At 71.0% G+C, this 26063-nt stretch carries 30 protein-coding genes; 16 read left to right on the top strand and 14 right to left on the bottom strand.

What is annotated here, in order from left to right; translation table 11 throughout:
- Window positions 1-2: 2 nt before the first annotated feature.
- Together A3CE_RS0127580 and A3CE_RS0127585 are read left to right on the top strand one after the other, a co-directional pair.
- Window positions 3-539, top strand: coding sequence for a hypothetical protein (locus tag A3CE_RS0127580; RefSeq protein ID WP_020643328.1), 537 nt, complete (start codon window positions 3-5; stop codon window positions 537-539).
- The gene (locus A3CE_RS0127585; RefSeq protein WP_020643329.1) at window positions 540-3851 is read left to right on the top strand and encodes an error-prone DNA polymerase; all 3312 of its coding nucleotides are present in this window, start codon (window positions 540-542) and stop codon (window positions 3849-3851) included.
- 1 nt (window position 3852) lies between these two features.
- Here the strand turns inward: A3CE_RS0127585 and A3CE_RS0127590 are convergent, their stop codons facing one another.
- Entirely contained in the window at window positions 3853-4575 is a 723-nt protein-coding gene (locus A3CE_RS0127590; protein WP_020643330.1) for a class I SAM-dependent methyltransferase, read from the bottom strand.
- 12 nt (window positions 4576-4587) lie between these two features.
- Here A3CE_RS0127590 and A3CE_RS58070 point away from each other — a divergent pair, with 12 nt between their 5' ends.
- On the top strand, window positions 4588-4809 hold the full coding sequence (locus A3CE_RS58070) for a hypothetical protein (protein WP_211231859.1): 222 nt from the start codon (window positions 4588-4590) through the stop codon (window positions 4807-4809).
- Between the two features lie 24 nt (window positions 4810-4833).
- Complete coding sequence (locus A3CE_RS0127600; protein ID WP_020643332.1) at window positions 4834-5421, top strand: pentapeptide repeat-containing protein; 588 nt, start codon at window positions 4834-4836, stop codon at window positions 5419-5421.
- Window positions 5422-5476: 55 nt separating this feature from the next.
- On the opposite strand, the gene A3CE_RS0127605 is transcribed toward A3CE_RS0127600, so the two are convergent.
- Window positions 5477-8317, bottom strand: coding sequence for a glycohydrolase toxin TNT-related protein (locus tag A3CE_RS0127605; RefSeq protein WP_020643333.1), 2841 nt, complete (start codon window positions 8315-8317; stop codon window positions 5477-5479).
- A 223-nt stretch (window positions 8318-8540) separates the two neighbouring features.
- Between A3CE_RS0127605 and A3CE_RS0127610 the strand changes: the two genes are divergently transcribed.
- Complete coding sequence (locus tag A3CE_RS0127610; protein ID WP_026468921.1) at window positions 8541-9395, top strand: bifunctional methylenetetrahydrofolate dehydrogenase/methenyltetrahydrofolate cyclohydrolase; 855 nt, start codon at window positions 8541-8543, stop codon at window positions 9393-9395.
- Window positions 9395-9718 (top strand): DUF3017 domain-containing protein, encoded by a 324-nt coding sequence (locus A3CE_RS0127615; RefSeq protein WP_020643335.1) that lies wholly within the window; start codon window positions 9395-9397, stop codon window positions 9716-9718. Before A3CE_RS0127610 ends, A3CE_RS0127615 begins: the two co-directional genes overlap by 1 nt.
- Here A3CE_RS0127615 and A3CE_RS0127620 read toward each other — a convergent pair.
- Window positions 9715-10902, bottom strand: a complete 1188-nt coding sequence (locus tag A3CE_RS0127620; RefSeq protein ID WP_020643336.1) for an MFS transporter — start codon at window positions 10900-10902, stop codon at window positions 9715-9717. The two genes, A3CE_RS0127615 and A3CE_RS0127620, sit on opposite strands and share 4 nt — an antisense overlap.
- A 183-nt stretch (window positions 10903-11085) precedes the next feature.
- Window positions 11086-11409, bottom strand: coding sequence for an ArsR/SmtB family transcription factor (locus tag A3CE_RS0127625; RefSeq protein ID WP_026468922.1), 324 nt, complete (start codon window positions 11407-11409; stop codon window positions 11086-11088).
- 109 nt (window positions 11410-11518) lie between these two features.
- Between A3CE_RS0127625 and A3CE_RS0127630 the strand changes: the two genes are divergently transcribed.
- On the top strand, window positions 11519-12694 hold the full coding sequence (locus A3CE_RS0127630; RefSeq protein ID WP_020643338.1) for an MFS transporter: 1176 nt from the start codon (window positions 11519-11521) through the stop codon (window positions 12692-12694).
- Here A3CE_RS0127630 and A3CE_RS0127635 read toward each other — a convergent pair.
- Window positions 12691-12879 carry a DUF1918 domain-containing protein gene (locus tag A3CE_RS0127635; RefSeq protein ID WP_026468923.1) on the bottom strand — a complete coding sequence of 63 codons (189 nt, stop codon included), beginning with the start codon at window positions 12877-12879 and terminating at the stop codon, window positions 12691-12693. The two genes, A3CE_RS0127630 and A3CE_RS0127635, sit on opposite strands and share 4 nt — an antisense overlap.
- A 196-nt stretch (window positions 12880-13075) precedes the next feature.
- On the opposite strand from A3CE_RS0127635, the gene A3CE_RS0127640 reads away from it, so the two are divergent.
- Complete coding sequence (locus A3CE_RS0127640) at window positions 13076-13510, top strand: TrmH family RNA methyltransferase (RefSeq protein ID WP_020643340.1); 435 nt, start codon at window positions 13076-13078, stop codon at window positions 13508-13510.
- 74 nt (window positions 13511-13584) lie between these two features.
- Here A3CE_RS0127640 and A3CE_RS0127645 read toward each other — a convergent pair whose 3' ends face one another.
- The 3 genes from A3CE_RS0127645 to A3CE_RS0127655 are packed head-to-tail and all read right to left on the bottom strand — an operon-like array spanning window position 13585 to window position 15472.
- Complete coding sequence (locus tag A3CE_RS0127645) at window positions 13585-14166, bottom strand: HhH-GPD-type base excision DNA repair protein (protein ID WP_020643341.1); 582 nt, start codon at window positions 14164-14166, stop codon at window positions 13585-13587.
- Window positions 14167-14170: 4 nt separating this feature from the next.
- The gene (locus A3CE_RS0127650) at window positions 14171-14674 is read right to left on the bottom strand and encodes a DUF2165 domain-containing protein (protein WP_020643342.1); all 504 of its coding nucleotides are present in this window, start codon (window positions 14672-14674) and stop codon (window positions 14171-14173) included.
- A 21-nt stretch (window positions 14675-14695) separates the two neighbouring features.
- Window positions 14696-15472, bottom strand: a complete 777-nt coding sequence (locus A3CE_RS0127655) for a helix-turn-helix domain-containing protein (RefSeq protein ID WP_020643343.1) — start codon at window positions 15470-15472, stop codon at window positions 14696-14698.
- 49 nt (window positions 15473-15521) lie between these two features.
- On the opposite strand from A3CE_RS0127655, the gene A3CE_RS0127660 reads away from it, so the two are divergent.
- The gene (locus A3CE_RS0127660) at window positions 15522-15935 is read left to right on the top strand and encodes a DUF2000 domain-containing protein (protein WP_020643344.1); all 414 of its coding nucleotides are present in this window, start codon (window positions 15522-15524) and stop codon (window positions 15933-15935) included.
- On the opposite strand, the gene A3CE_RS0127665 is transcribed toward A3CE_RS0127660, so the two are convergent.
- From A3CE_RS0127665 to A3CE_RS0127675, 3 genes are all read right to left on the bottom strand, one after another.
- Window positions 15910-16554 (bottom strand): class I SAM-dependent methyltransferase, encoded by a 645-nt coding sequence (locus A3CE_RS0127665; RefSeq protein ID WP_020643345.1) that lies wholly within the window; start codon window positions 16552-16554, stop codon window positions 15910-15912. The genes A3CE_RS0127660 and A3CE_RS0127665 overlap by 26 nt on opposite strands.
- A gap of 9 nt (window positions 16555-16563) precedes the next feature.
- Window positions 16564-16944, bottom strand: coding sequence for a DUF2203 domain-containing protein (locus A3CE_RS0127670; protein ID WP_020643346.1), 381 nt, complete (start codon window positions 16942-16944; stop codon window positions 16564-16566).
- A 127-nt stretch (window positions 16945-17071) separates the two neighbouring features.
- Window positions 17072-17581, bottom strand: a complete 510-nt coding sequence (locus A3CE_RS0127675; RefSeq protein ID WP_026468924.1) for a hypothetical protein — start codon at window positions 17579-17581, stop codon at window positions 17072-17074.
- Window positions 17582-17834: 253 nt separating this feature from the next.
- On the opposite strand from A3CE_RS0127675, the gene A3CE_RS0127680 reads away from it, so the two are divergent.
- Both A3CE_RS0127680 and A3CE_RS0127685 read left to right on the top strand, forming a co-directional pair.
- Window positions 17835-19058 carry an NADP-dependent isocitrate dehydrogenase gene (locus tag A3CE_RS0127680; RefSeq protein WP_020643348.1) on the top strand — a complete coding sequence of 408 codons (1224 nt, stop codon included), beginning with the start codon at window positions 17835-17837 and terminating at the stop codon, window positions 19056-19058.
- Window positions 19059-19251: 193 nt separating this feature from the next.
- Window positions 19252-19551 carry a hypothetical protein gene (locus A3CE_RS0127685; RefSeq protein WP_020643349.1) on the top strand — a complete coding sequence of 100 codons (300 nt, stop codon included), beginning with the start codon at window positions 19252-19254 and terminating at the stop codon, window positions 19549-19551.
- Between the two features lie 30 nt (window positions 19552-19581).
- Here the strand turns inward: A3CE_RS0127685 and A3CE_RS0127690 are convergent, their stop codons facing one another.
- Both A3CE_RS0127690 and A3CE_RS0127700 read right to left on the bottom strand, forming a co-directional pair.
- Entirely contained in the window at window positions 19582-20130 is a 549-nt protein-coding gene (locus tag A3CE_RS0127690) for a hypothetical protein (protein ID WP_020643350.1), read from the bottom strand.
- Between the two features lie 79 nt (window positions 20131-20209).
- Complete coding sequence (locus A3CE_RS0127700; RefSeq protein ID WP_043791098.1) at window positions 20210-20791, bottom strand: TetR/AcrR family transcriptional regulator; 582 nt, start codon at window positions 20789-20791, stop codon at window positions 20210-20212.
- A 589-nt stretch (window positions 20792-21380) separates the two neighbouring features.
- Here A3CE_RS0127700 and A3CE_RS0127705 point away from each other — a divergent pair.
- Window positions 21381-22199, top strand: coding sequence for an exodeoxyribonuclease III (locus A3CE_RS0127705; protein ID WP_020643352.1), 819 nt, complete (start codon window positions 21381-21383; stop codon window positions 22197-22199).
- On the opposite strand, the gene A3CE_RS0127710 is transcribed toward A3CE_RS0127705, so the two are convergent.
- The gene (locus A3CE_RS0127710) at window positions 22196-22687 is read right to left on the bottom strand and encodes a cupin domain-containing protein (protein ID WP_020643353.1); all 492 of its coding nucleotides are present in this window, start codon (window positions 22685-22687) and stop codon (window positions 22196-22198) included. The genes A3CE_RS0127705 and A3CE_RS0127710 overlap by 4 nt on opposite strands.
- Before the next feature lie 80 nt (window positions 22688-22767).
- Here A3CE_RS0127710 and A3CE_RS0127715 point away from each other — a divergent pair, with 80 nt between their 5' ends.
- From A3CE_RS0127715 to yhjD, 4 genes are all read left to right on the top strand, one after another.
- Window positions 22768-23268 carry a MarR family winged helix-turn-helix transcriptional regulator gene (locus A3CE_RS0127715; protein ID WP_020643354.1) on the top strand — a complete coding sequence of 167 codons (501 nt, stop codon included), beginning with the start codon at window positions 22768-22770 and terminating at the stop codon, window positions 23266-23268.
- 245 nt (window positions 23269-23513) lie between these two features.
- Complete coding sequence (locus A3CE_RS0127720; protein WP_020643355.1) at window positions 23514-23894, top strand: hypothetical protein; 381 nt, start codon at window positions 23514-23516, stop codon at window positions 23892-23894.
- A 46-nt stretch (window positions 23895-23940) separates the two neighbouring features.
- A complete protein-coding gene (gene trpS, locus A3CE_RS0127725; protein WP_020643356.1) occupies window positions 23941-24972 on the top strand; it encodes a tryptophan--tRNA ligase in 1032 nt (343 codons plus the stop codon).
- 65 nt (window positions 24973-25037) lie between these two features.
- Complete coding sequence (yhjD, locus tag A3CE_RS0127730; protein ID WP_020643357.1) at window positions 25038-26045, top strand: inner membrane protein YhjD; 1008 nt, start codon at window positions 25038-25040, stop codon at window positions 26043-26045.
- Window positions 26046-26063: the final 18 nt, after the last annotated feature.

Consider the following 26063-nt stretch of genomic DNA (forward strand, 5'->3'; position numbering starts at 1 on the left):
GCATGGACGAGGACTACGCACGGAAGCTGCGAAACTGGCTGCGCGCCGAACCGGGGGCAACACCTCGCCGGCCCGCGGAGGAGCGCGAGTGGCTACGGGAAATTCCGGAGCCCGGCTCCGCCGCGGACGAACGGGAACGGCCGCCCGGCCGGCAGCTCCCGGGAACCGAGCTTGCTGCCGATGCCGGCCGGCCAGTCGACCGGCGGATTTCCGAGCCCGGCTCGGACGGAACCTGGTCGGTCCGCGGGCAACTGCCTGCCGCACACCCCGCCACCGACGAAGAGTGGATCTGCCCGGTGATCGCTCTTCCGGTCCCACGCTCCTCCCGGGAAAACGGCTGCCGCATGAGCGAGGCCGAAGCCAGCAGCCGGCGGAACCACCCGACGAACCGGGCCCGCCGCGAAGAACCGACAGACGCGCCCGATCGTCGCCCGATGAGCGAAGCCGAGGCTCGCAGCCGCTGGAACCACCCGACGAACTGGCACCGCCGCCGCCGCGAAGCCGGCCAGCCGCAGCGAGACAACCCCGGGAGCCGGTGAATGGGCTGGAACAACCCACCCGTCCGGTGGAAGGATCTCGCCCGCACCCTGGCCGGTGGCGTCGGTCTCCCGCCCGGCGATCACGGTGACAGTCCCGCCTGGGGCCGTCACCGCGAGGGCTACCGGCGGCCCGATGACCTCCCCGCGCGCAGCACCGACGACGGCGGCGAAGCCGTCCGCGTGCCCTACGCCGAGCTGCACTGCCACTCCAACTTCAGTTTCCTCGACGGTGCCAGCCATCCCGAGGAGCTCGTCGAAGAGGCCGCGCGCCTCGAGCTGGACGCCATCGCCCTCACCGACCACGACGGCATGTACGGCGTCGTGCGCTTCGCCGAGGCAGCCCGGGAACTGGGCGTCAACACCGTGTTCGGCACCGAACTCAGCTTCGGGCTCCCCGGCCCGCAGAACGGCGTCGCCGACCCCGAAGGCGAACACCTCCTCCTGCTGGCCCGCGGCGACCAGGGCTACCGGGCCCTCTGCCGCGCCATCACCGCCGGCCAGATCCACGAGCGGGCCGAGAAGGGGAAACCGACCTACGACCTCGGTGCGGTCGCCGAGGAGGTCGCCGGGCAGTGCGTGGTGCTGACCGGGTGCCGCAAAGGCGCGGTGCGCTCGGCGCTCGTCACGCACGGCCCGGCGGCGGCCGCCGACAAGCTGAAAGAACTCGTCGACCGGTTCGGCCACGACAACGTCTACGTCGAGCTCACCGACCACCGCCAGCCGCTCGACAGCACCCACAACGACCTCCTCACGCGACTCGCCGAGGACCTGAAGCTGCCGACCGTCGCCACCACCGCCGCGCACTACGCCCGGCCCGAACGCGCCCCGCTGGCCGACGCGCTCGCCGCCATCCGGGCGCGCCGCGGTATCGACGAACTCGAAGGCTGGCTCCCCGCCGCCGGGACGGCGTTCCTGCGCAGCGGCGCCGAAATGGACGTCCTGTTCCGGCGCTATCCCGGCGCGGTCCGCCGCGCCGCACTCCTGGGCATGGAATGCGCGTTCCCGCTCAAGCTGATCGCCCCGAAGCTGCCGCCCTTCGACGTCCGCGATGGCCACACCGAGACGACCTACCTGCGCCATCTAACAAAAGAAGGTGCGAAGGAGCGGTTCGGCGGCAAAGAGCACGAGGAGAAAGCCAAGGCACAGATCGAGCACGAACTGGCCATCATCGAGGAACTCGGCTTCCCCGGGTACTTCCTGATCGTCTGGGACATCGTGCGGTTCTGCAACGAAAACAAGATCCTCTGCCAGGGCCGCGGCTCGGCCGCGAACTCGGCCGTCTGCTACGCCCTCGGCATCACGAAGGTCGACTCGGTGGCCAACAAGCTGCTCTTCGAACGCTTCCTCGCCCCCGACCGCGACGGCTATCCCGACATCGACCTCGACATCGAGTCCGACCGCCGCGAGGAGGCCATCCAGTACGTCTTCGAGAAACACGGCCGCCTGCGCACCGCCCAGGTCGCGAACGTGATCACCTACCGCGCCCGGTCCGCCGTCCGCGACGCCGCGAGAGCGCTGGGCTACTCACCGGGCCAGCAGGACGCCTGGAGCAAGCAGATCGACCGCTGGGGCTCGTTGCGCAGCACGGAAAAAGACCACGACCACGACATCCCGGACGACGTCGTCCAGCTCGCCTTCGCGCTCGAGGACTTCCCACGGCACCTCGGCATCCACTCCGGCGGGATGGTCATGTGCCACGAGCCGGTGAGCCAGGTCGTGCCGGTCGAGTGGGCGCGGATGGCGAACCGCAGCGTGATCCAGTGGGAGAAGGAGGACTGCGCCGCCGCCGGGCTCGTCAAGTTCGACCTGCTCGGGCTCGGCATGCTCTCGGCGCTGCACTACATGCTCGACCTCGTCGAGGAGTACAAGGGCGAGAAGGTCGACCTCGCCGAGCTGGACCTCACCGACGGCAACATCTACGACATGCTGTGCCGCGCCGACGCGATCGGCGTGTTCCAGGTGGAGAGCCGGGCGCAGCTGGCCACGCTGCCCCGCCTCAAACCCACGACGTTCTACGACCTCGCCGTCGAGGTCGCGCTGATCCGGCCCGGCCCGATCCAGGGCGGCTCGGTGCACCCGTACATCCGCCGCAAGCAGGGGATCGAGGAGTGGGACTTCGACCACCCGCTGCTGGCGACGGCCCTGGGAAAGACCCTCGGCGTGCCGCTGTTCCAAGAGCAGATGATGCAGATCGCGCTGGACGTCGCGAACTTCACCGCGGCCGAAGCCGACCAGTTGCGGCACGCGATGGGCTCCAAACGGTCCGACCGGAAGATGGACCGGCTGCGGCAGCGGTTCCTCGACGGCGCCGTCGCGAACGGCGTCGACGACGAACTCGCGCAGAAGATCTTCCTGAAACTCAAGGCCTTCGCGAACTTCGGCTTTCCCGAGAGCCACGCGCTGAGCTTCGCGCACCTGGTCTTTTCCAGTGCCTACTTCAAGTTCTACCACCCGGACGCGTTCCTGGCGGGCCTGCTGCGCGCGCAGCCGATGGGGTTCTACTCACCGCAGTCGCTGGTCGCCGACGCGCGGCGCCACGGCGTCACCGTGCACGGCCCGGACATCAACCGCAGCCTGCCGCACGCCACCCTGGAACCGGGCACCGGGAAGTTCCACGACGTGCGCACTGGGCTGAGCACCGTGCGCAAGATCGGGGAAGACGTCGCGGAGCGGATCGTGGCCGAGCGAACCGGGCACGGCCACTACACCGACATGGCCGACGTCGCCCGCCGCGTGCGGCTGACGACCCCGCAGATCGAAGCCCTGGCCACGGCCGGTGCGTTCGCCGGCTTCGGCGGCGACCGCCGCCAGGCGCTGTGGACCGCGGGCGCGGTCGCCGGGGAACGCCCGGAGAAGCTGCCCGGCCTGGTCGGCGCGCCGGCGCCGGTGCTGCCCGGGATGGACGGCCTCGACGTCGCGGCCGCGGACGTCTGGGCGACGGGCGTGTCGCCGGGCAGCTACCCGACCGAGTTCATCCGCGACCGCCTCGACGAGCTCGGCGTCGTCACGGCGAACCGCCTGGCCGCCCTGGACGACGGCGCGCGCGTGCTGATCGGCGGCGCCGTCACGCACCGGCAGCGCCCCGCCACCGCCGGCGGGGTCACCTTCCTCAACATCGAGGACGAGACGGGGATGGTCAACGTGATCTGCACGCTCGGCCTGTGGCAGCGCTACCACCGCGTCGCGCGCGCCAGCCCGGCGTTGCTGATCCGCGGGGTGGTGGAGAAGGCCGACGGCGTCGTCAGCGTCCTCGCCGACCGCGTCGAGGCACTGCCGATGCGGATCAAGGCGAAGTCGCGGGACTTCCGGTGACTCAGGGCCGCCGGACGATCGTGATGATCTCCGGGCTGGTCTCCGTCACCGGGCCGCGGTCCCAGTAGCCGTACTGCTCGTCGACCACCAGCCCGGCTTCCGCGACGAACTCGCCCAGCGACGCGACGTCGAGGAACCGCAAGGTGGTCTCGCTGAACTGGGGTGCGTCCCAGCTCGGGCTCTCGTACGTCGTCTTGAAAGTGACGTACCCATCCTCGAACGCCCCGGCGTCGTTCCACGACCGGACCTCCCCGGCTTCCCAGACGTTCGAAGGCGTCCAGCGCTCCCAGGCGCGGGCCGCGGGGTTGCGCGTGTCGAAGCCGAACCGGCCACCGGGACGCAATGCGCGACGGATCGCCGCGAAGGCCGTGCGCAGTTCGTCGTCGGTGAGCAGCACCTGGAACGCGTGCCCGGTCATCACGGCGAAGTCGAACTCGCCGTCCCAGGCCGCGGTCGACAAATCCCCGTGCACCCACTCGATGTCGTCGCGACGGCGGGCCTGGGCGAGCATGCCTGCCGCCGGGTCGATGCCGGCGAGCCGTCCGGCGTGGCCGGACTCGCGCGCCCAGTGCAGCAGCGATCCGGTGCCGCAGCCGACGTCAAGGACGGACTCGGCGGCCATGATCATGGGGAGGTAGAACTCGTAGTCGCCGCCGCTCTCCCGCGGGTTGAAGGCGTCGTACAGCGAGGCGAGCTCGTGGTCGGCATACGCGTGGTCGGGCATTCCGTCACCGTAATGATCTCCACGCGAGGCCTCATCCGGTTTTCGCGGCGGCCAGGATCTGACCTATTATCGGTCATCGGCCGGGACACCGCCGGCCGGGTGCGCGACCCGTTCGGCAACCTCTGGTGGATCCAGACCCGGCTGGAGAACCTGGACGAAGCCGAGATGACGCGTCGCGCGCAGCTGCCCGAGTACGTCGAGGCGATGAACTACGTCCAGGGCGCGAAGCTCTAGTCGCAGGTGTGGCACCCTGGGGCCGTGCTGGAGACCGGGGAGGACTACCGCGAAGCGGTGTTGTCCGGGCAGTGGTGGGAAAAGCGCCGGTTCACCGGCTGCGACTTCACCGGAGCGGACCTGAGCGGGCTGCGGACGCGCGGCTGCACCTTCGACGACTGCGTGTTCGGCCGGGCCGACCTGTCGCGCTCGCGGCACGACGCGTCGGCGTTCCGCTCGTGCACCTTCGACCGGACGGTGCTGGTGGAAAGCCGCTGGACGGCGTGTTCGCTGCTGGGCTCGTCGTTCACCGACAGCGGGTTCGGCGGGATCGCGCTCACCGAGTGCGATCTCTCCCTGGCGTCGCTGGCGAAGGCGCGGCTGCGCCGGCTGGGGCTGTCGGGCCTGCGGCTGCGGGAAGCCAACCTGACCGAAGCCGACCTCACCGGCGCCGACCTGCGCGGCAGCGACCTGACCGGCGCCCGCCTGCAGGGCGCGAAGTTCGAGGGCGCCGACCTGCGCGGCGCGCGTCTCGACGCGAACGCCCTGGTCCAGGCCGACCTGCGGGGTGCCGAGGTCGACGTCGAGACGGCGATCGCCTTCGCCGCCGCCCACGGCCTCGTCATCCGCTGAAAACCGTTGAAACGGGAAGACCGGCGGCCGGAGCCGCCGGTCTTCCCGGATCGAGTCAGTCGACCGGGGGCTCGCCCGGGTCGAGTTCGATCAGGTCACCCTCGGCGAGGAGTTCCTCGATCGACGCCGGCAGCAGGTACGCCGACCCGCCGCCCGGCTGGTTGAACCACGGGATCGCGACGCCCGCCAGCGCCTCCAGGGGCCGTTGCACCCGGTAGACGTGGTACGGGCGGTTCACCCACTCGGGCACCAGCGAACGCTCGGCGAACGGGGTGCCCGCCGCGTACGTCAGGTTGCCGTTCGGGCCGCCGAAGCGGTCCAGTTCGCTGCCCGCGGGCAGCTCGCGCAGCTCCTTGCCGCGGAACAGCGTCAGCGGCGGTTCGCCGCCCATCGGCGCGATCGGCCACTGCTGCTGGCCACCGCCTCCGCCGCCGTTGACCCCCGGGCGAGCCGGTTCTTCCCGGCGCGGCGGCGCGGGCAGCGCCGGCGGCGGGACCGGCGGCGCCGCAGGTGTCATTGCCGGCGCCAGGATGGTCGGAGCCGAAGCCGGCGGCTCACGCCGGGGCGGCGGCCCGGCGGCGGGCGGCGGACCCGCCTGCTGCCGGTCACGCACCGGTTCCGGTCCGGCCGGGACCGGCGCGGGCGGGGCGGGCTGACGCGGCGGCGCCGGCGGCTCGTCGTCCTCGAGGTCGCCGAACAGCTCGTCGGCGCTGGTGAACGCCGTCTGCTCCTGGGCGGGCACCGGTTCGGGCTTGCGGACCGGGTACGACCCGGTCGCGATCTCGGGCGACAGCGTCGCGACGACCCGCTGCGGCGCCGGCTCGGGTTCGGGTTCCGGCTCGGGCTCCGGCGGCTCCTCGGCGGGCACGTGGCCCTCCGGGTGCAGCAGCAGCTTGCCGAGCATGAACGCGGCCGCGTCTTCGGCGTCGCCGAACACGGCGGGGTTGCTGAGCTTGCCGTCGTACCAGCCGACGCGCCAGCCGTCCTCGACCTCCTCGACGCTCCACCCGTGTTCGGCGGGTTCGCCCAGCTTGTAGCTGCTTTCGGGCACGTCGAGGTCGTCCAGTTTGGTCTGGAGGCCGGCGAGCACCGGGTGGTCCGGGGTTTCGCGGCGCAGCGCCCGGCGGCCGGACCGGGGAGCCTGCGGCGGTGCGGGCGGCTCCGCCTGGGCGGCGGGCTGGGGGAGCACCGGCTCGGGCACCGGCAGCACGCCCGGCACCTCGGGCTGGGTGATCATGGTCGGCGGGCCGGGGTCGAACGCGGGCTGTTCGTCGCGCCGCGGCGGCTGGAAGGCGTGCTCGTCTTCGTGCCGCGGCGGCGGGCCCGGGTCGAACGCCGGCTGCTCCTCCCGCCGCGGCGGGAGGAAGGCATGCTCGTCATCGTGGTGCGACGGCGGGCCGGCGTCGAACGCGGCGTGCGCCGGCTCCTCGGCCGGCGGCCCGGCGTCGAACGCGGCCGGCTCGTCCGCTTCCTCGTGCCGGGACGGACCCGGATCGAACCCAGCCGGCTCGGCCGCCTGGAAGCCGTGTGACGGGGTGTCGTCGCGCGGCGGCTGGAACGCGGCGTGCTCGTCGTCCGCCCGGGCCGCGAAGGACTCGTCGCGCGGCGCCTCCTCCTCGTGCCCGATCGGCTGGTCGGGCACGTACACCGCGGTCTCGTCGAGGTCGGGCACCCGGCCCGGCTCCGGCGACGTGCCGTTCGAGCCCACGGCGTGCTCGGGGTGCTCGTACTCCTCGCCGTAGGAGTCCTCCTCGGCGAAGCGGTCGTCGAACTCCTGGTCGTCGTAGCCCTCCTCGGCGTACTGACCCTCTTCGACGTATTCGTGCTCTTCGGCCGGGGCCTCCGGCTCGGGGGCGTGCGCCGCGAGCGGCGGCTCCACCGGCGCGGGCGGCTCCGACTGTTGCGGCTGCTGCTGTGGCGGCGCGGCGGGCGGGACCGGGGCGGCCATGGCCGGCGGCGGGCCCGCGGGGACCAGCTGCTGCGGGGGCGGACCCTGCGGCGGCAGGCCTTGCGGCGGGGGCCCCTGGGGCGGCGGCCCGGCCGGGCGCTGCTGCTGAGGTGGCGGCTGGCTGCCCCGCGTCAGGTACGCGGCGGCGGCCTGCAGCGTCGGCTCGTCGATCGGCGGCAGCGAGAAGCCGACCGAACGGACGTGCTCGACGAGGTCCGGTTCGGGCGAAACGCCGTACTTGTGCAGGTAGAAGTTGACGGCGGCGGGCCAGATCCACTGGCCGTCGCTGTGGAAGGCGACCGGGACGGTGGCCTCCGGCGTCGCGGCGAGGCGGTCGATGTCGTAGCCGCGCTCGGGCACCACCAGCGGCGCGTGCTCCAGGTACTCCAGCAGGCGGTCCTGCTCGTCGACCTCGAGGTCGGGCCGGTTGATCACGGGTCGGCCCGCCGGGCCGACGGTGTCGAAGATCCGGGCGATCCGGAAGTGCGGCCCCGGCTGCTCCGGGCCGAGCCCGGACATCCGGCGGATCAGCCATTCGGGGACGTTCTCCTCGGTGCGCGGGAACATCCGCAGCTCGTCGGAGTAGGCCTGCGGCGGTGGCGCGAGGTTCCACACCGGTTCGTCGCGGTTGTACTCGAGGTTGTAACTGGACGGATGGTCGAGCTGGTAGCGCGCGTTGAACCAGGTGCCCCGGCCGTCGCGGTACATGCCCCCGCGCAGCCTGCCGAAGAGGGTCGCGATGTCATGGGTGGCGAGCCACTCGTGCACCGTGCCGTCCTCGGTGACGATCTCGCCGGTCAGCTCGTGGTACCTGCCGACGGCTCGGTACTCCGCGGTGACCTTGCGCCAGTCGCGCGGGGCGGCACGGAGCAGAGCAAGTCCGATCTGCTTGACCAGGGTGTCCTGCTCGGTCGCGTTCAGCTGCGTCGTCGGTTGTGCCACCCGCACATTTTGACTGTTCGCGCGCGTGAGTGCACCCCGCATGTGGGTTTTGCCGCCCGGCCCCCCGGTGGCACACGCTCTGACCTCGCGTGATGCGACATGTCTTAGATCACAGCTTGATCGCGGCCGGTGTCGCGAATGGACCGTCTGGGGTAGCGAGCACTCTACGCGCTGCGACCGGTCACGCCTGGAAGCGACGCGCGGGGGTCGCTTTGCCAGAATGGGGCGCGTGACGGCGAAGATTCTCGACGGCAAGGCGACCAAGAACGCCATATTCGCGGAGCTCGAGCCCCGCGTCGCGGCACTGGCCGCGAAGGGGGTGACGCCGGGCCTGGGCACCGTCCTGGTCGGCGACGACCCGGGCTCGCACTCGTACGTGCGGATGAAGCACGCCGACAGCGGGAAGATCGGGATCAACTCGATCCGCCGTGACCTGCCTGCCGACATCAGCCAGGAGAAGCTCGAAGCTGTCATCGACGACCTGAACGCCGACCCGGCCTGCCACGGCTACATCGTGCAGCTGCCACTGCCGAAGCACCTGGACGCGAACCGCGTGCTGGAGCGGATCGACCCGGAGAAGGACGCCGACGGCCTCGCGCCGGTCAGCCTCGGCCGCCTGGTGCTCGGCCAGCGCGGCGCGCTGCCGTGCACGCCGTACGGGATCATCGAGCTGCTCAAGCGCCACGGCGTCGAGCTGAACGGCGCGCGTGTCACCGTCGTCGGCCGCGGCATCACCGTCGGCCGGACGCTGGGCCTGCTGCTGACCCGCCGCAGCGAGAACGCCACGGTGACCCTGTGCCACACCGGCACCCGCGACCTCGCGGCCGAGGTCCGCCGCGCCGACGTCGTGGTCGCCGCGGCCGGGGTACCCGGGATCATCACGCCGGACATGGTCGCCCCGGGTGCCGCGGTGCTCGACGTCGGCGTGTCCCACGTGGACGGCAAGCTCACCGGCGACGTCCACCCGGGAGTCGCCGAGGTCGCGGGCTGGATCTCGCCGAACCCGGGCGGGGTCGGCCCGATGACGCGGGCGATGCTCGTCAGCAACGTCGTCGAGGCGGCGGAACGCTCGGTTCAAGGCTGATGACCGTGACCGGGGACCGGCGGGACATCGGCGACCGCCGGAGCGGGCAAGGCCGGTTCACCCAGCTGCCGTTCGCGATGGTGCTGCTGGTGGTGGCCGTCGCCGCGTTGCGGATCTTCCAGTACCACTGGCGGGAGGGCGCGGCGCTGATCGGCGCCGCGCTCCTCCTCGCCGCGGTGCTGCGGGCGGTGCTGCCGACCGCCAGGGCCGGCCTGCTCGCGATCCGCGGCAAGGTCGTGGACATCGTGACCTTCACCGGGCTCGCGGCGGCCGTGCTCTACGTGGCCCTGACGATCATCGGCGGCCCGTTCGGCTCCTCTTAGGACGCCATCGCGAGTTCACGTCGGCGCTCCACCTTGGCTTCGCGGCGGTCCAATGTGCCCGATACGACGGCCAGCGTGAGTCCGAAGACGGCGAGGAGCGCGCCGACCCAGTTGGGGGCGACCAGGCCGAGGCCGCCGGCGATCACCAGGCCGCCGAGGTAGGCCCCGATCGAGTTGGCGATGTTGAACGCGGACTGGACGGCGGCCGACACCAGGGACGGAGTGCCGCCCGCCTTCTCCATGATCCGCGCCTGCATCATCGGGCCGATCATGAACCCGGCGACGCCGACGAAGAAGATCGTGATCGCGGCGCCGACCTTGCCCTGCGCGGTGATGGTGAAGATGCCCAGCACGGACGCCAGCGCCAGCAGGGCGATGTAGAGGCTCGGCATCAGCGCGCGGTCGGCCAGCCGGCCGCCGAGCAGGTTGCCGATCGTCATGCCGACGCCGGCCAGCGACAGCAGCAGCGTGACGTTCGACGGCGAGTAGCCGGCGACGTCGGTCAGCATCGGCGTGATGTAGGACAGGCAGGCGAACACGCCGCCGAGTCCGAACGTGACGATCGCCAGCGCCAGGTGCACCTGCGGGCGCTTGAACGCACCGATCTCGTTGCGCAGCGACGCCTCCGCGGTGGGCTTGCCCTGGTGCGGGACGAGCTTCGCGATGGCCGCGATGGCGACCAGCCCGATCACGGCGACGACGCCGAAGGTGGCGCGCCAGCCGACCTGCTGGCCGAGCAGCGTGCCCAGCGGCACGCCGATGACGTTCGCCAGGGTCAGGCCGAGGAACATCATCGACACGGCCTTGGCGCGTTCGCCGTGGCCGACGAGGCTCGAGGCGACGACGGCCCCGGCGCCGAAGAACGCGCCGTGGGGCAGGCCGGCGAGGAACCGGAACGCGATGCCGAACTCCTGGTTCGGGGACAGCGCGAAGAGGGCGTTGCCCACCGTGAACAGGCCCATCATGGCCAGCAGCATGGTTTTGCGCGGCAGCCGGACGGCGACCGCGGTGAGCAGCGGGGCGCCGACGACGACGCCGAGGGCGTAAGCGGAGATGAGGTGGCCGGCGGTCGGGATGTCGACGCCGAAGTCGGCGGCCGCCTGGGGCAGCACGCCCATCATGACGAACTCGGTGGTCCCGATGCCGAAAGCTCCGATGGCGAGCGCGAGCAGCGCGACGGGCACGGCACTCCTTCCAGGGTGGGTAAACGATTACTGGGCCGATCTCTGGATCGGTTCAGTAAGGGGGCATAAAGAGAGGCAGTCATCCGGCCCCAGCGCCGTGAGCTGCCTACGTCCTAGTTCAACAAGCGAAGGGGGCTGTTGTCATCCCGATATCGCGTGACGATCCACACCGTAACGCCGTGATCAGCGCCGAGCGGCCAGAACGCCGTCCAGCAGGCCCGGGAACAGGGCGTCAAGATCGTTGCGCCGCAACGAGTTGAACCGCGTGGTGCCTTCCTGGCGGCCGGCGACGACGCCGGCCTGGCGCAGGATGCTGAGGTGGTGGGTGATTGTGGACTTCGTCACCGGCACGGTCAGGCCGCTGCACGAGATTTCCCGATCGGCCGCCGCGAGCTGGCGGACGATGGCCAGCCGCACCGGGTCGGCGAGGGCGCGGAGCACGCCTTCGACGGTGATCTCCTCCTGCGCCGGGTAGTAGAGCGGCGGCAGGGTTCCGTGCTTGGCCATGGCGTCCATTGTACGACGGTGGTCGAAATTATGGCAGCACCGTAGTACGGTGACTGTCGAACTACGATGTCCGTCGAACCAATCGCCTGCTCGCTTGGGGGCTCAGCCCATGTCCGCACCTGCTTCGCCGAGGATTTCGGTCCTCGCCTTCGGCGCCTTCGGTGTCGGGACCAGCGGCTACATCGTCGCCGGGCTGCTGCCCGCGCTGACCGGCGAGCTGCACGTCTCGGCCACCGCGGCGGCCCAGCTCGTGACCGCCTTCGCCATCGCGTACGCGATCGGTTCGCCGCTGTTCGCCGCCGCCACCGGCACCTGGGAACGCCGGACGCTGCTGGTCGCCGCGCTCGCCGTCACCGGCGCCGGCAACCTGTTCGCCGCGCTCGCGCCCGGCTACGGCTCCCTGCTGGTGGCCCGGGTGGTCACCGCGGTCGGCGCCGCGGTGTTCACCCCGGCGGCGAGCGCGGTGGCGGCCGAGCTGACCGCGCCCGAACGCCGTGGCCGCGCCGTCGCGCTGGTGTTCGGCGGCCTGACGGTCGCGCTCATCTTCGGCGTCCCGCTCGGCAGCCTCATTTCGCAGCACCTCGGCTACCGGACGGCGTTCGCGCTGGTCGCGGTGTTCTCGCTGGCGAGCGCGCTGGCCGTGCGGTTCGCGCTGCCTCCGGTCGCCGCCCCACCGCGGGTTGGTCTCGCCGAGCGGTTCGCCGCGGGCCGCGACCCGCGGGTGCTCGTCATGCTGGCCACGACGGTGCTCGCCTGCCTGGCCGCGTTCATGGTCTACACGTTCGTCTCGCCGCTGCTGGCCGCGACCGCGGGCGTGCACGGCACGACCGTGACGGTGCTGCTCTTCTGCTACGGCGTCGGCGGCGCGGTCGGCAACTTCGCGGGCGGCCGGGTGACCGACCGCTGGGGCTCGCGGACGCCGCTGCTCGTGGTCACCGTGGCCATCACCGCCATCATGGCGTTGCTGCCGCTGACGACGGTGACGCCGGTCGCGGCCGGGATCTCGCTGTTCGTGTGGGGCCTGGCGACCTGGTCGTTCAACCCGCCGGTGCAGCACCGCCTGATCGAGCTGGCGCCGGGACACGCCGGTCTGGTGCTCTCGCTCAACGCGTCCGCGATCTACCTCGGCGTCGGCCTGTCCGGCGTCGTCGGCGGCGCGGTGCTGGCGGGTGGCGGGCCGCTGCTGCTGCCCGAGGTCGCGGCCGCGCTGACCCTCGTGGCCCTGCTGCTGGTGGGCGTGGCGTGGGGGCGCGCCCGCGAGCCCCGGGAACAGGTCGCGGTCTAGTCGGCGTGCGTCAGGACTTCGCAGTCGGGCCCGGGATAGACGAGTCCTTCGTGCCCGTCGGCGAACCGCACCAGATAGGGCGGCGCGCCATCGGGCCCGCGGACCTCGAGGATCTCGCCGTGCTGCTCGGCCGAGCCGACCGTCCGGCCGTGCACCTGGATCTCGTCTCCTACTCCTGCGTGCATGGGCTTCACCTCCGTGTCCAGGGTAAGAGCGAAACCGGCCACGGGGACCCCCGCGAACGGGTTAGACTCGGGACATGGTCAGCGAATTCGGAGGCGCCGCGCCTCGGCGCCGGTGAGCCCTTCGGTCCGGGTCCGTACGCCCAGTGAGCTGCGGAACACCCGGCGGAGCAAGGCACATTCCTGTTGGGGTCACCTGGTGGCCGCCCCGCTGTGGCCGTTGCACGGCGCGAACCTCGGCACCCTCCTGCGCACGTGCGACGCCGTCGGCGCGTGCCTCGCCGCACCGCGGTACCCGTGGGTGCCCGAAGCGTTGCGGAGAGGAAACACGTTGCGGCGCCCGGCATGCGTGCACTGGGTCCACGACCCGCCGGGGTGGCTGGCGCGCGAGCGGGCGGCGGGCACGAAGGTGGTCGGCGTCGAACTCGCCGAGGAAGCGGTCCGGCTGGCCGACCTGCCCGCGGCCCGCGGCCGCACGATCGTCGTGCTCGGCCACGAGCAGACCGGGATCCCACCGGAAGCCCTCGACCTGCTCGACACCGTCGTGGAGATCCCGATGGTGGGCACCGGCGCCAGCCTGAACGTCGCCGTGGCGGGCAGTCTCGTGCTGTACAAGCTCGCCGGTCTGCTGTGAGAAGTCTCGAGTGGACGGTCGCGGAAAACGCGGCGTGGTGCGACCTGGTGTGCGCCGTCGCCGAGCTGGGTGCGTCAGCCCGGCTTGGCCGCGGCTTTGGCGGCCTTCTTGAACGCGCGGACCTCGCCGAGGGTTTCGGCGCTCGTGACGTCCGCGATCGACCGGCGCGAGCCGCGGTCGCCGTACGCGCCCGCCGCCTCGCGCCAGCCCTTCGGCTGGATGCCGCGCTGCTTTCCCAGCAGGGCCAGGAAGATCTTGGCCTTCTGCTCGCCGAACCCGGGCAGGGCCCGCAGCCGCTTCAGGACTTCCGGGCCGTCGGGTTTCGGGCGCCCGTCGAGCCAGATGCCCTCCGTGCGGCCGTCGTACGTCTCGATGATGTGCTGCGCGAGCGCGTGGACGCGGCGGGCCATCGAACCGCCGTAGCGGTGGATCGCCGGCGGCACCACGCACATCTCGACGAACTTCTCGACGTCGGTCGCGGCGATCTTCGCCAGGGAGAAGCCGTCCATCCGGTCGGCGATCTTCCGCGGGCCGGCGAACGCGTGCTCCATGGGGAACTGCTGGTCCAGGAGCATCCCGACGAGCAGGGCGAACGGGTCGTCGTTCAGCAGCTTGTCGGCCGCCGGGTCGCCGGTCAGGTGCAGTTCGCGCAGCATGCCGTCATCTTGACACAGCTTCCCGTTCCGGCAGGTGGGCGACGACCAGCGCGACGGTCGCGACGAGGAAGTTCTGCAGCGCCGGCTGCAGCCCGTTCCACTTGTCCGACTGCCACATCTGGAACCACTCGCCGCCGATGGCGAGGAAGCCGACGCCGAACAGCAGCACCCACATCACCCAGCCGAGTGTCGAGAGGCGCCGCGCTGTCGCGTCCCTCGCGCGGAACCACGCCACCAGCGCCGCGATCAGCACCAGCGCGGTCAGCGTCTCCCACGCGATGATCACGATGTAGGCCGTGTCCTGCAGACCCGGGCTGGTGATCGCGCGCCACGTCATGTCCGGCGAGCGGAACGTCGTGTCCATCGCGAGCACGTGCTGCACGAAGGCCTGGTTCGTGCCGAAGCCGGTGATGTTGCCGAACGCGATGAGCGTCATCTGGAGCGCGGTCATGGCGGTGAGGACGGTGACCGCGAACCGCAGGCCGCCGATCCTGGCGAGGAACCCCATCTCCGGATCGTAACGGCGCCGTCACCGGGTTTTCGCGTACCGCGACGGCGTCGTGCCCAGGTACCGCTTGAAGTGCCGGGTCAGGTGGGCCTGGTCGGTGAACCCGGCGGTGGCGGCGACCTCGGCGGCCGGGGCGCCGTCGAGCAGCAGGCGGCGCGCGCGGTCGACGCGCCGGCCGGTCAGGTAGCGGTGCGGCGGCAGGCCGAACCGCGCCCCGAAGCAGCGGACGAGGTACGCCGGGTGCGCGCCGAGCGCCTCGCCGGCTTCGGCCAGCGTCAGCGCGTCCGGCAGGCGAGCGTCGAGAAGTTCCCTCAGGTCGTCGGCGAGGCCGCGCTTCGGCTCGTGGGCGGCCGGCCGGCCGAGGTGGGTGCGCAGCCGGTCGGCGACCAGCACGAGCCGGCTCTCGGCTTCCAGGGCGTCGCCGGGCTCGACGAGGGACTCGTGCAGCTGGTGGATCCGGGTGCGCAGCAGCCCGTCGGCGACGCTGGGCCGGTCGACCGCGGCGCCGACGAGGTCTTCGCCCAGCACGGACGTGTCCAGGTACAGCACGCGCTTGCGGAAGCCGTGGCTCGTCGCGGCCCGCCCGTCGTGCGCGACGTTCGGCGGCAGCAGCGTCACGGCCGGGCCGAGCGCGCCGTGGTGGTGGCGGTCGAGGTCGTAGCGGATGACGCCGTCGTCGACGATCAGCAACGTCCACGTGTCGTGCGTGTGGAGCGGGTAGGCGTGCGTGGTGAAGCGGGCGTGGAAGACCTCGGCGATCCCCGGGACCGCCGGCCGCCAAGCTTCCACGTGGGCCATGTCAAGAACGTACAAGACGCGGGCGTCGCGGCCGGGCGAGTCTGGCGGCATGAGTTCCTTCGACACGAAGATCGCCGTCCTGCTCCGCGACGACCTGGCGTCCTGGCAGCGGCTGAACGTCACCGCGTTCCTGGTGAGCGGAATCGCCCACGTGACGCCGGAGCTGATGGGCGAGCCGTACCTCGACGCCGACGGCACGGAGTACCTGCCGATGTTCGGCCAGCCGATCATGGTATTCGCCGGCGGCGCGGACGTCCTGACCGCGGCGCACGGCCGGGCGCTGGGCCGCGGGCTGCGGTTTTCGATCTTCACCGACGAGCTGTTCCGCACCGGCAACGACGCCGACAACCGGGCGGCGGTCCGCGCGGTGCCGGGGGAGAAGCTGGCGCTCGCCGGGCTGGCGGTGCACGGGCCGAAGAACGCCGTCGACAAGATCCTCAAAGGGGCGTCGCTGCACCGCTGAGGTCGGGAGCCGTGGCGTGCACCAGGAAGACGCTGCGGACCCGATCGCCGCCGTCGACCGTGAACGTCCGCGCCGAGACGTCCGCGAACCCCGCCGACGAGGCCAGCGCGGCGGCCCCGGCCTCGTCGAGCGGGAACGACAGGTCCCTCGGCACGAAGCCCGCGAACGGCCCGGACGGCTTGAACCGCGCTCCCGACACGACCGAGAACGCCAGCCGTCCGCCCGGCTTCAGCACCCGCAGCCAGTCGGCGAACGCCACCGCGCCCAGGAAATGCAGCGAAGAAGCGCACAGCACGACGTCGGCCGAGTGGTCCTCGGCCGGCATCGGCACCGCCGGCCCGACACGCCACTCGATCCGCCCGTCCGGGTCCTGCGTGGGCGTCTTCGCCTCGGCCCGCGCGACCATGGCCGGCGACAGGTCGACAGCCAGCACGCGTGCGGGTTTCAGCCGTAGCGCCGCGTACGCCGCGAAGCCCGTCCCGGTGGCGACGTCGAGCACGAGTCCCGGTGCGTCGGGGAGCGGCTCGACCAGGGCCTCCGCCACCGAGGCGTGGAAGGTGTCTTCGTCGTAGTGCTCGGCCGTGCTGTCGAAGAAGGCGGCCCGGGATTCGTCGTTCACGAACTCAACCTAGCCGGGCCGACCAGCGATTTTCAGCGGACGGCGGCCCGGGAAACCCAGGTCCGCGCGGTGGTACCAGCTCAGTTCGCGGTCGCCTTCGAGCCAGCACAGCAGCACGTCGGTGCCGTCCAGTTCGGCGGGGAAGTCGATCAGCAGCGGCGCGAACCCCTTGAGCTCGGCGCCGGTGCGCTGGACGGTCGTCATCAGGTCGTCGAGGCGGGCCTGCGCGGCCTTCCACTCCGGCAGGCCACCCAGCCCGGTGGCGCGTCCACCCGGCCGCAGCGACGCCGCGAGTTCGGCCGCGTCGGCGCGGACGCGCACCAGTTCGTCGAGGGCCGGCCGCAGCCGCGCCAGTTCGTCCCGTGCCTCCGCGACGGTGAACAGTCCCATCCGCCGATACTCTACCGATCGTTACCAATCCGACCGGCAGTCACGGCGGAACGGGTGCCGGTGCGCGGGTGACTCGCCGACCGTGTCCGCCTACTTTCGGCCGGATCGGTAACCCACCGGCGCGGACTCAGGCTTCGCGCCGCCGCCGGACCAGCGCGTTGGCCAGCCCGCTGCCGACCAGGAGGAAGCCCACGCCGAGCAGGCCGCCGATGAAGAGGAAGTCCATGACGCCGTACGCGATGTCGCTCTTCGGCATCAGGTTCACCAGCCGGAATCCCCATTCGGGGACGGCCATCGCGGCGACGCCGGGCAGCACGCCGTAGAACAGTCCGCCGAGGATCGGGCCGGCCGCCGACAGCGCCCCGAGCGCGGCGACGACGAGCAGCAGGATCGCCCCGCCGGCCAGCAGCGCGATGCCCAGCGGGTCGCGGTTGGTGCTCAGCGTCGCCTGGATCAGCTGCTGCTGGCGCAGCCCGCCCCAGCTCAGCAAGCCGAGGCCGACCGGGGTGAGCAGGAGCCCGCCCAGCGCGCTGACCAGGTGCGCGACGCCGCGGCGCGGCCGCTCGTCGAGCACGTCCGGGGTCTCTTCGTACTCTTCGTAGTCGTCTTCGTACTCGGCGTACCGATGGGTCGACATGGCCGTCACCTCCCGCATGCTGAATTCACGGGTGGCATCGTGCCTCGGTTCACCGCCGGGCGCGATGCCCGCTCGGCGAGCGGTCGTCTCGGCGGACCGGGCGGCGCCCGGTGATCCGTACCACAAAGCGCGGGTGGAGACTTGATGCCGACCACTACTGGAACCATCAAGCTCCGTCAAGCAGTACGCTTGTACCGCTACCGGCGAGACGTATGAAGCAACGCGAAGATCCGCGGAAGGAGCACCGCTGCTCATGGCCAAGATCAAGGTCCAGGGCACCGTCGTCGAACTCGACGGCGATGAGATGACCCGAATCATCTGGCAGTTCATCAAGGACAAGCTGATCCACCCGTACCTGGACGTGAACCTGGACTACTACGACCTGGGCATCGAGGAGCGGGACCGCACCGACGACCAGGTCACGGTCGACTCGGCGAACGCCATCAAGAAGCACGGCGTCGGCGTCAAGTGCGCCACCATCACCCCCGACGAAGCACGCGTCGAAGAGTTCGGCCTCAAGAAGATGTGGCTGTCCCCGAACGGGACCATCCGCAACATCCTCGGTGGCGTGATCTTCCGCGAGCCGATCGTCATCCAGAACATCCCGCGGCTGGTGCCGACGTGGACGAAGCCGATCATCATCGGCCGCCACGCCCACGGCGACCAGTACAAGGCCACCAACTTCAAGGTGCCCGGCCCGGGCAAGCTGACCATCAGCTACACCCCGGACGACGGCTCCGAGCCGATGGAGTTCCAGGTCGCGCAGTTCCCCGAGGGCGGCGGCGTCGCCATGGGGATGTACAACTTCAGGAAGTCCATCGAGGACTTCGCGCGCGCCTCGCTCCAGTACGGCCTCGACCGCGGCCTGCCGGTGTACCTCTCCACCAAGAACACCATCCTCAAGGCCTACGACGGCCAGTTCAAGGACGTGTTCGAGGAGATCTTCCAGGCCGAGTTCAAGGCCGACTTCGACGCCAAGGGCATCTCCTACGAGCACCGCCTGATCGACGACATGGTCGCCGCGGCGATGAAGTGGGAGGGCGGCTACGTCTGGGCGTGCAAGAACTACGACGGTGACGTCCAGTCCGACACGGTCGCGCAGGGCTTCGGCTCGCTCGGCCTGATGACGTCGGTGCTGCGCACGCCGGACGGCCGGACCGTCGAGGCCGAGGCCGCGCACGGCACGGTCACCCGGCACTACCGCCAGCACCAGCAGGGCAAGCCGACGTCGACGAACCCGATCGCGTCGATCTACGCCTGGACCCGGGGCCTCGAGCACCGCGGCAAGCTGGACGGCAACCAGGAGCTGATCGGCTTCGCGAACAAGCTGGAGCAGGTCGTCGTCGAGACCGTCGAGAGCGGCCAGATGACGAAGGACCTCGCGCTGCTCATCGGCAAGGACCAGCCGTGGCAGACGACCGAGGAGTTCCTCGCGACGCTGGACGACAACCTGGCGAAGAAGATCGCCCAGGGCTGAGTCCCGGTTCGAAAGGGCCCCTTCCCGGTTTGCCGGGAAGGGGCCCTTTGTCTGGGCACAGTGCGTGATCGGCGAGTGACTTCGCTGGCGCCTCCGGGTGGTTGCGGCGTTCGGCGCTGTCGGTCCGGGTAAAGGATTGCCTACCCTGACAAGGGGACGGGATACGCGGTGGGAGGAAGACGTGATCCTCGGTATGTCGAAGAAGACGGCGCTCGTCGTCGGTGCCGTCATCGCGATCATCGTCATTTTCGCGTTGAACGACGGAAAGCAGCAGGCCTCCGGGGCTTCGGCCACCGGCTGCAAGGTGACGGTGACCGCGGACGTCCTGAACGCCCGCGAAACGGCGGACGGCAACGCCAAGGTCGTCGGCAAGTACCTGCGTGACGCCCAGTTCGACACCCTGCCCGGTGTGCAGAACGGCTTCCGGAAGGTGGCCGACGCCAAGTGGGTGGCCGCCGAGTTCACCCAGCCGGTCGCCGGTTCCGCCTGTTGAGTCCCGCCGGTTGAGTCCCGGCGGGGTGAATCAGACGCCGATCAGGTCGGCCGCGAGGGTGACCACACCGAACGCCGCGGCCGACAGGCCGAGCGTGCGTGCGCGCTTCGGGTCGCGTTTCGCCGCCGCGCGCCAGTAGAGGCCGATCCCGACGGCCAGCATCAGCAGTTCGGCGACGGCCGACACGACCGGCAGCCGCCAGAGCCCGAAGCCGAACGTGGGCAGGTCGCCCGCGTTGCCGGGCAGGATCGGCAGGTCGGCGCGGTGCACGACGAGGTCGAGCAGCCAGTGCGAGAACACGACGCCGCCGAGGACCAGCCCGGCCTCGCGGCCGAGCCGCCACGCCGCGACCGCCCCGAACAGCGCGGACAGGACGAGGGCGCCGACGAGCGAGTGCGTGTAGTCGGCGTGGATCACGCCACCGCCGTAGCCTTCGCCGTCGATCGTCTCGATGCCGCTCAGGTAGAGCGGCACGAAGACGACGTCGAGCCAGGCCGTGGCGAGCATGAGTGCCCACACGGGAATCGCCGGCCGGCCGGCCTTGACCGCGGCCGCCAGCCCGAAGTGCCCGGCGATCATCGGTGCGCCTCCGTCCAGGGGAAGCGGGCGTCGAGCACGCCCAGTCCGACGGTGAAGAGGAGTACGGCGAGGATGAAGGTCATTTTTCTGCTTTCCTTGCGTAGGCCGTGAGGCCTTGGACGAGCATGGTTTTGAGGACTTCGAAGCTCTTGTCGACGTCTTCCGGGCGGCCGAAGCCGCCGGACGCTTCGAGCCCGGCGAAGCCCTGGACGGCGGCGCGGAGGCACCGGGTTCCGTGCACGGCCTGGGCGTGGTCGAAGCCGAACGGCCGCAGCACGGCGAAGACGACTTCCGCGACGGCGTGGGTGGCCCGGCTGAGTTCGGTGTCGCTTTCGTCCGGAGCGGTGACGAGGGCCTGGCTGCGGTTCGGGTGCCGCCGCAGGTAGGCGCGGTAGGCGTCGGCGATGGCGGCGACGGCGTCCCCGCCCTCGCGGCCGGTGGCCGAGGTGCGGAGCGTTTCGGTCATCTCTTTGACGACTTTGAGGTCGATCAGCCGCCGGAGATCGGCGAGGTTCTTGACGTGCTTGTAGAGCGAGGGCGCGGCAACCCCGGCGCGTTCGGCGACCTTGGCCAGGGTGAGCGCGTCCGGGCCGGCTTCGTCGACGAGGGTCAGCGCGAGATCGACCACGGCGTCGGTGGTCAGGCCGGCTCTAGGGGACATCGGTGTGATAGCTACTGGTCATAGCTTTAAAGCTATTACTCGTAGCTTCGGGCGTCAAGGCACCGTTTTTGTCGGTGGTGGGTGCTAGAACTGATCACGTCTGAAAGTGCAGGTGGGCGGCTTGGCCGCGGGAGAGGAGGAGACGTCCGGGGGCGGGCGGCAACTGAATGCGGCACGGGTGCGAGGCGGTGTCCGCGGGGTCTCCAGGGGGAGTTCCGCGGGCAGGTGGGCCGGGCGGCGGTGCCGGGGGATCGGCGTGGCAGGGCCGGGCTCGGACGGGGGTCCGAGCCGGGCTTCGGGCGGGCCGGGTGGCGTGTGAGGCCGGGATCTTTCCGGGGATGCGTTCTGACGGGGGTCGGAGCGCGGGGGAGTTGCCGGTGGTCGCCGCTGGCTCCGGGGCGCTCCGGGGGCGAGGGGTCTCCGGAGCCGAGCCTGGTGAGCCTTCCGGTGCTGTGGCCTGGACCGTGTAGTGCCACGCCCGGCTCATGAGCCGGGCGTGGCAGGGCCGGCGACCGGGTTTCGCCGTCCAGCCGCCGTCCAGCCGCCGCACCCGGCCCCGATGCCGCGGAAGCGCCGGCCCGGCCGTAGCGTGCACGGCGTGCTGACCGTCTCCACCGTGAATGTCAACGGCCTCCGCGCCGCCGCCAAGAAGGGCTTCGTCGAGTGGCTCGCCGCCACGAAGGCCGACGTGGTCGCCTGCCAGGAGGTGCGCGCCGAAGCGAGCCAGCTGCCCGCGGAGGTCGTCGAGCCCGGCGGGTGGTTCTCGGTGCACGCGCCGTCGGCCGTGAAGGGGCGCAACGGCGTCGCCGTGTACAGCCGCGTCGAGCCCGAAGAGGTGCGCGTCGGCTTCGGGGAGCCCGAGTTCGAGGACAGCGGGCGCTACCTCGAGGTCCACCTGCCGAACGTCGTCGTCGCGAGCCTTTACCTGCCCAGCGGCGACGTCGGCACCGAACGCCAGGACGAGAAGGAACGCTTCATGGCCGCGTTCCTGCCCTACCTCGTCGAGCTGCGGGCGAAGGCCGCCGCGGCCGGACGGGAGGTCGTGGTCGCCGGGGACTGGAACATCGCCCATGACACCGTCGACCTCAAGAACTGGCGCGGCAACCGCAAGAACTCCGGCTTCCTGCCGGAGGAGCGCGCCTGGCTCGGCCGGGTCTACACCGAGGCCGGCTTCACCGACGTCCAGCGCCGGCTCGACCCCGAAGGCCCCGGCCCCTACACCTGGTGGTCCTACCGCGGCCAGGCGTTCGACAACGACTCCGGCTGGCGCATCGACTGCCAGCTCGCGACGCCCGGTCTCGCCGAGAAGGTCGTCGAAGTCGTGGTCGAGCGCGCGGCCGCCTACGACCAGCGCTGGTCCGACCACGCGCCGGTCACCGCCACCTACGACATCGACTTCCCCGGCTAGACGGAGACGGCGCGGGCGGCGCGCCAGGTCGCGCTGTCCACGAAGTGGTTGTCGAACCGGTCCTGCGACGCCAGGATCTCCTCCGGCGCGGCCTCGCCCCGCCGGATCCGGTCGATCATCCGGAAGTACTCGAAGCGCTCGACGCCGGGTGTGAACACGATCAGCACGTCCGCGCCCGACCGCTCGGTCGCGCCGAAGGCGTGCGTCGTGTGCGGCGGCACGAAGAGCATGTCGCCCGTGCCGGCCGTCACGACCTTCTCGTCGCTGAGGATCTGCAGCTCGCCGTCGACGATGAAGAACATTTCCGCCGACGACGTGTGGAAGTGCGGCGTCGCGCCGTCGCGTCCCCGGCTCAGGGTGGTGCGGGTCGTGCTGAGGTGCCCGCCGGTCTGGGAGACGTCGGCGAGCAGCGTCATCGTGTCGGGCGTCGAGCCGAGCTGCTCGGCTTCGTCGTGGCGGACCAGCAGGGTTTCGAGGTTCGTCGTCATGGGAAGGATGATTCCACGGCTTATAGTTCGCTGTCAAACTATCTCCTGTCGAATAGTGCTGCGTCGAATAGACTGCGTGGGTGACTGACGAAGACGCTGTCGACGCCGTCGTGTCGGCGTGGCACCGCGAACGCCCCGACCTGGACCTGACCGCGATCGGCGTCGCCGGCCGGATGGGCAGGCTGGCGCTCGTGCTCGGCCCGGCCCAGGAGCGGGTGTTCGGCAAGTTCGGCCTGCAGCGCGGCGAGTTCGACGTCCTGGCCGCGCTTCGCCGGTCCGGGCCGCCCTACACGCTCATCCCGTCCGAGCTGTCGACGACGCTGATGCTGTCCCGGGCCGGCATGACCAGCCGTCTCGACCGGCTGGAGAAGGCCGGGTTCGTCGAGCGCGCGCTCGACCCGAACGACCGGCGCAGCTTCCGCGTCCGCTTGACCGGCAAGGGCTTCGAGGCCGTCGACGCCGCGATGACCGAGCACACCGCGAACGTGTCGGAGCTGCTGTCCGGCCTCTCCGGCGAAGAGCTGGCCCTGCTCGACGAAATCCTGCGCAAGCTCCTCCGCGGGCTCGATCCTTCGGCGTAGGCGCTACTGAAGGTGCCGGGCCGACCACTATCGAGTTAACGGTGGCCGGAGTGAACTCCGGGGGCGCCCGGGCCGTATCCCTGGTTGGGCGCTAGTCTCGGCTCCCGAGTCGATCACTACCGACAGGTCTTGACACGCTCGGTAGTTTTTTGACCAGTAGCATGCAGCGTCTCACTCGAATGGGTGAAACACAGCGCTCGTCACTCGCGGGAGGCACTCCGGTGCGCAACCCAGGTCAAACCCTGTTGCGGTCCACGCTGCGCGGATTCCGCGCGGCCGCGGTGGTCGCGCTCGTCCCGGCCGGCCTGCTCCTGGCCGCCGGCGGAAGCGCCTTCGCCGACGTCACGACCGCGCGGGCCGACTCCAACGCGGAGACCTTCGGCGTGCTCGGCCCCGTCGGGCTGGTCGCGGTCGCGCTCGGCATCGTCGGCATGACGCTGGGTGTGCTGCGCCAGCGCCGCAAGACCCGCGCCGCCGCGGCGCTCGCCCCTGCCGCCCCCATTGTCTCCGCCGCCCCCGTCGTGCCGGAGGTTCCCGGCCCGGTCACCGCGATGGCCGAAGCCGTCCTCGCCGACCCCGACACCGTGCCGACGCGCCCGTTCCTCACCCCGCGCCCGCACGCCTGAGGGACCTCGCCGGCCGCCGTACGTCCCGGCCTGGAAGAATCCTGACGTGTCCGAAGAGCAGACCGTCGCAGAGCGCCGCCCGCGGGTCCTGTCCGGGATCCAGCCGACCGCCGACTCGTTCCATCTCGGCAACTACCTCGGCGCGCTGCGCCAGTGGGTGCGGCTGCAGGACACGCACGAGCCGTTCTACAGCGTGGTCGACCTGCACGCGATCACCGTCGAGCAGGACCCGAAGGTGCTGCGGCAGCGCACCCGCGTCTCGGCCGCGCAGCTGCTCGCGATCGGCATCGACCCGCGGCGCAGCGCCCTGTTCGTGCAGAGCCACGTACCGGAGCACGCCCAGCTGAGCTGGGTGCTGGAGTGCCAGACCGGCTTCGGCGAGGCCGGCCGGATGACGCAGTTCAAGGACAAGTCCGCGAAGCAGGGCTCCGACCGCTCGAGCGTCGGCCTCTTCACCTACCCGATCCTGCAGGCCGCGGACATCCTGCTGTACCAGGCCGACGCCGTCCCGGTCGGCGAGGACCAGCGCCAGCACCTGGAGCTGACGCGCGACCTCGCGCAGCGCTTCAACAACCGGCTGGGCAAGACGTTCGTCGTGCCCGAGCCGTACATCATCAAGGACACGGCGAAGATCTACGACCTGCAGGACCCGACGAGCAAGATGAGCAAGTCGTCGGCCACCGCGAACGGCCTGATCGAGCTGCTCGAGGACCCGAAGCGATCGGCGAAGAAGATCCGCTCGGCGGTCACCGACACCGGCCGCGAGGTGGTGTTCGACGCCGAGAACAAGGCGGGCGTCTCGAACCTGCTGACCATCTACTCGGCGCTGACCGAGCGGACGATCGCCGATCTCGAGGCCGCCTACGAGGGCAAGGGCTACGGCGACCTGAAGAAGGACCTCGGCGAGGTGTTCGTCGACTGGGTGACCCCGATCCAGGATCGCGTCAAGTCCTATTTGGACGATGTCGCGGAGCTGGACAAGATCCTGGCCGCGGGCGCCGAGCGGGCGCGCGAAGTGGCTTCGAAGACGCTGGCGAAGACGTACCAGCGGATCGGGTTCCTCTCGCCGGTGCGGTGAGCCAGGCATCCCTCACGGGACGCGCTCGCGTTGCGGTGTTCACTGCGCGTGGTTAGCGTTTCACGGTGGCGAAAGAAGAGAAGGAAAAGCTCCTGCCGCGGTTGCGGCGGAAGTATCCGTGGCTCGATCACCTGATCCGGGCCAACGAGGCCTTCACCGAGCGGTACGGCAACCACTACGCCGCCGCCATCACCTTCTTCAGCGTGCTGTCGGTCTTTCCGCTGTTCATGGTGGCCTTCGCCGTGGTCGGGCTGGCCGTCAACCACGACAAGGCGATCATCGCCAAGATCACCGACGGCATCAACAACTCCGTGCCGGCGGGGCTGCGCGAGCTCGTGAACGGCATCGTCAGCGGCGCCCTCGACTCCGGCAGCGGTGTCGGGATCTTCGGTCTGCTGATCGCGCTCTACTCCGGCATCGGCTGGATGTCGAACCTCCGCGACGCGCTCACCGCGCAGTGGGGCCAGGAGAAGCGGCCGCAGCCGTTTCTCAAGCAGACGGCGAAGGACCTGGTCGCGCTGATCGGGCTCGGTGTCGCGCTCATCGTCTCCTTCGCGCTGACCGCCGTCGGGGGCGGGGTCGGGCAGTTCCTGCTCGAACTCGTCGGGCTCGAACACGCCACCTGGGCGATCTTCCTGCTCCGCGTGGCGACGATCGTCCTCGGCCTGCTCGCCAACACCCTCGTCTTCCTGTGGGTCATCGCGCGCCTGCCACGCGAGCAGGTCGCGCTGCGCAGCGCCGTCAAGGGGGCCGTCTTCGCCGCCGTCGGGTTCGTCATCCTGCAGCAGGTCGCCACCGTCTACCTGGCCAGCGTCACGAAGTCGCCGTCGGCCGCGCTGTTCGGCCCGGTCATCGGCCTGCTCGTGTTCGCCAACCTCGTGTCCCGCTTCCTCCTGCTCGTCACCGCGTGGACGGCGACGGCGAAGGAGAACCAGCACGAGATCGTCCAGCCCCCGCCGCCGGTGCGGCTCGAACAGCACGTCACCGTGCGGCGCGGGCCCGGCCTCGGTGCCGTCGCGGGTGCCTTCGGTGCCGGGGCGCTGCTCGCCTGGCTGGGGCGCCGCAAGCCTTGACAGCCGCAACGTCGGTAA

It is taken from the genome of Amycolatopsis balhimycina FH 1894, assembly GCF_000384295.1.
Classification (GTDB): domain Bacteria; phylum Actinomycetota; class Actinomycetes; order Mycobacteriales; family Pseudonocardiaceae; genus Amycolatopsis; species Amycolatopsis balhimycina.